Origin of the sequence: Micrococcus sp. KRD096 (assembly GCF_017168495.1) — a bacterium.
In the GTDB taxonomy this organism is placed as follows: Bacteria; Actinomycetota; Actinomycetes; order Actinomycetales; family Micrococcaceae; genus Micrococcus; species Micrococcus luteus.
The window spans coordinates 42,890-46,240 of record NZ_JABFAY010000016.1 but is presented as its reverse complement, the minus strand read 5'-3'; the positions used below and the strand labels follow the sequence as shown (position 1 = coordinate 46,240).

Sequence of the window (3,351 nt, the reverse complement as noted above, 5' to 3'; positions counted from 1 at the left end):
GGGCGGGGGTGTGCTCGCTCATGCCTCGCAGGCTAGGGGTGTCCGGTCGGCCGACGGAACCACGAGGCCGCCCCGTCCCCCGGCGGGTGGGGCCGGGTCAGTCCTTCTTCTTGTCCGACTTCTTCTTGCCGGCCTTCTTCTCCGCCTTCTTGCGGGCCTTCTTCTCCGCCTTCCTGCGCTCCTTCTTCTCCTTCTTGGTCTCCCGGCGGGGCTCGTCGGCGGCGGCCTCGGAGTCCACGACGGCCTCCGGCGCCTCCGCCTCCTCCGGCCCGGCCGGATCCGCCGCGGGGGCGGACTCCGCCGCCTCGGCCAGCCGTGCCCGGTAGGAGCGCACGTGGGTGCGGTTGGCGCAGTTGGCCTCGTCGCAGAACCGCTTGGACCGGTTCCGGCTGGCGTCCACGAGCGCGTTCTCGCAGTCCTCGCCCTCGCACACGCGCAGGCGGGTCAGCTCGCCGTCCATCGCGGTCTCCGCCAGCGCGAGGGCGGCCATCGCGGCCAGCCGCTCCACCGCGTCGGCGGGGACCTGCGCCGGGGCCAGCCCGACGACGTCGCCCCCGGCCGTCAGCCGCAGCGGCCCGGCCGCGGCGAGGAGGGCGTTCACGCGCTCCACGGCGGCCGCCTCGTCCCCGGCGGCGAGGGCCCAGACCTCGGCCAGACGGCCGCGGAGTTCGCGGCCACGCACGGCCGCGGCGGCGGCCAGGCGGAGGCGGACCTCGTCCTCCTGGAGTTCAGGGACGAGGGAGGGCAGCTGCGTGGCGGCGGTGAACCGCTCGTCGGCCGGCTGACCGCCCCGCAGTCCGGGGGCGGTGTTCAGGAACGCGGCCAGGGAGGCGAGGCGGGAGAGCGTCGGCGCGGAGAGCATGGGGAAATCGTACGGCGGGCCCGCCCTCCCGTCACCGGCTTCACGCCGCGTATCGGGTCGCCTCCGGCGCCGTCCCGTCCAGTACCCTGACCCCCACGGACCCCGTCTGCGCGGCGGGGTGCACCCATGGGGCCGGAGGGGCCCCCGAACCAGCACAGGAGACCTCCATGTCCCAGACCTCCCAGGCGACCGGTCGCCTCTCCGCCGGGCACGTCATCGTCAAGACCCTCGAGTCCCACGGCGTGAAGCGCGTCTACTCCGTGCCGGGCGAGTCCTACCTGGACGTCCTGGACGGCCTGTACGACTCGGGCATCGAGAACGTGGTGTGCCGCCACGAGGGCGGCGCCACGTACATGGCCGAGGCCGACGGCAAGATGAACGTGGTCCCCGGCGTCGCCATGGTGACGCGCGGCCCGGGCGCCGCGAACGCCCACGTCGGCCTGCACACCGCGTGGCAGGACTCGACGGCGCTCGTGCTGTTCGTCGGCCTGATCCCGTTCGAGCACCGCGACCGCGAGGCCTTCCAGGAGTTCGACCCGCACGCCTGGTTCGGCACCGGTGCGAAGCGCGTGATGGTCCTGGACCACCCGGAGCGCGCCTCCGAGATCGTGGCCGAGGCCATGTTCGCCGCCAGCTCGGGCCGGCCCGGGCCCGTCGTCGTCGGCCTGCCGGAGGATGTGATCCGCCAGGAGATCGACGCGCACCTGCACCCGCAGATCCCCGTGGCCCCGGGCGGCATGACCGTGGAGGACTGGAAGTCCCTGCACGCCGCGCTCAAGGAGTCCCGCAAGCCGCTGTTCATCACCGGTGGCAACGACTGGACGGACGAGGGTGCGCAGACCCTGACGACGTGGCTGGAGGAGCACAAGATCCCCGCCGCCGCCGAGTGGCGCACCGAGGGCACCGTGCCGTTCTCCTCGCCGTCCTACGTGGGCCCGATCGGCTACGGTCGCCCGAAGCCGACCTACGACATGCTCGAGGAGACCGACCTCATCGTGTTCGTCGGCACCGTGCCGGGCGACGTCGTGACCAACGGCTTCACCATCCGCCAGAACTGGGACAAGAAGAACTTCCTGGTCACCATCGACCCGTCCCTGCGCGGCCGCTCCGGCCCCGTGTCCCACCAGATCGTGGCCAAGCCGGACGTGTTCATCCGCGACCTCGTCCGCATGGAGCTCGAGGTCAAGCCGGAGTGGGAGGAGTGGACCTCCCGCATGCGCGGCGAGCAGGAGAAGTTCGCGGCCCTGCCCCCGGCCGAGCCGTCCGAGGGTCAGGCGAAGATGGCCACCCTCATGGCCAACCTGGTGCCGAAGCTGCCGAAGGACTCGATGATCTCCCTCGGCGCGGGCGAGCACACCAACTGGGCGCACCGGTACTTCCCGACCGAGGGCTACCGCGCCATGATCTCGGCCCGCAACGGCTCCATGGGCTACTCGGTGCCGGGCGCCGTGGCCGCGTCCCTGAACTTCCCGGACCGCACCGTGGTGACCATCGCCGGCGACGGCGAGTTCCTCATGAACGGTCAGGAGCTGGCGACCGCCGCGCAGTACGGCGCGAAGCCCCTCGTGATCGTCATGGACAACCAGGAGTACGGCACCATCCGCACCCATCAGGAGCGCGAGTACCCCGAGCGCGTCTCCGGCACCCAGCTGAAGAACCCCGACTTCGCCGCCATGGCCCAGGCGTTCGGCGGCTTCGGGGTGCGCGTGGAGCGGGACGCGGACGTGCCGGCGGCCGTGGACGCGGCGCTCAAGGCGGTCCAGGAGGAGGGCCGGTTCGCGCTCATCCACCTGATCGTGGAGCAGCGCGTCAAGGCCTACTGAGGCCGGCGGCGCGGTCCCCGCCGTCCCTCCGGTCAGGCCGCCGTCGTGGGGACGTCGAAGCGCAGCTGGGGCACGGGGAAGGGCGCACCGTCGAGGTCCGCCTCGACCCGGTCCCGCAGCACGCCCCCGCACGCACGGATCGTGGCCACGGAGGCGGTGTTCGTCTCGTCGCACGTGAGCAGGGCGGCGGGCACCCCGCGTGCGGCCAGCAGCGTCAGGGCGCCGCGCAGCAGCCGCGCGGCGTGGCCCCGCCGCCGGAACGCGGGGCGCACCGCATAGCCCACGTGTCCGTTGACGTGCCGCAGCGCCTCGTTCAGCTCCCACCGCACGGACACCCGGCCCACCAGCTCACCGTTCTCGTCCACGCCCACGTAGAAGGAGGCGGGCGCGCGGCCGGGCTCGACGTCGCCCCGCGCCTCGGCGGCGAACGCGCGGCGGACCGCGGGGAAGGAGCGAGTGGCCCCGCCGAGGAGGAAGTCGAAGCCCTCCCGATGCAGCTCGGCGTCCGCCTCGCGCGCCGCGATCTCGTCCGCGGCGCGCAGCGGGCGCAGCAGGAGGCCGTCCACGGCGACGGTCGGGCTGGGGTCCGGGCGCATGTGCCGAGTGTAGGGGGGTGGACTCCGGGCGCGGCCGCGTGAGCCGCCCGCCGCCCCAGCCCTCGTCCCC

The 3,351-nt window shown here is 73.6% G+C and carries 3 protein-coding genes; 1 reads left to right on the top strand and 2 read right to left on the bottom strand.

Going from position 1 to position 3,351, the window contains the following annotated elements:
- Positions 1-97: 97 nt before the first annotated feature.
- The gene (locus tag J1M41_RS07360) at positions 98-862 is read right to left on the bottom strand and encodes a CGNR zinc finger domain-containing protein (RefSeq protein ID WP_069942012.1); all 765 of its coding nucleotides are present in this window, start codon (positions 860-862) and stop codon (positions 98-100) included.
- Between the two features lie 167 nt (positions 863-1,029).
- Here J1M41_RS07360 and J1M41_RS07355 point away from each other — a divergent pair, with 167 nt between their 5' ends.
- Positions 1,030-2,685 carry a thiamine pyrophosphate-dependent enzyme gene (locus J1M41_RS07355; protein WP_049144858.1) on the top strand — a complete coding sequence of 552 codons (1,656 nt, stop codon included), beginning with the start codon at positions 1,030-1,032 and terminating at the stop codon, positions 2,683-2,685.
- Between the two features lie 32 nt (positions 2,686-2,717).
- Here J1M41_RS07355 and J1M41_RS07350 read toward each other — a convergent pair whose 3' ends face one another.
- A complete protein-coding gene (locus J1M41_RS07350) occupies positions 2,718-3,281 on the bottom strand; it encodes a GNAT family N-acetyltransferase (protein ID WP_049144860.1) in 564 nt (187 codons plus the stop codon).
- Positions 3,282-3,351 lie beyond the last annotated feature (70 nt).

What these genes read in the sequence shown, in the direction of transcription:
- J1M41_RS07360 (WP_069942012.1), bottom strand. Translation starts at nt 862, where the DNA reads ATGCTCTCCGCGCCGACGCTCTCCCGCCTCGCCTCCCTGGCCGCGTTC.
- J1M41_RS07355 (WP_049144858.1), top strand. Translation starts at nt 1,030, where the DNA reads ATGTCCCAGACCTCCCAGGCGACCGGTCGCCTCTCCGCCGGGCACGTC.
- J1M41_RS07350 (WP_049144860.1), bottom strand. Translation starts at nt 3,281, where the DNA reads ATGCGCCCGGACCCCAGCCCGACCGTCGCCGTGGACGGCCTCCTGCTG.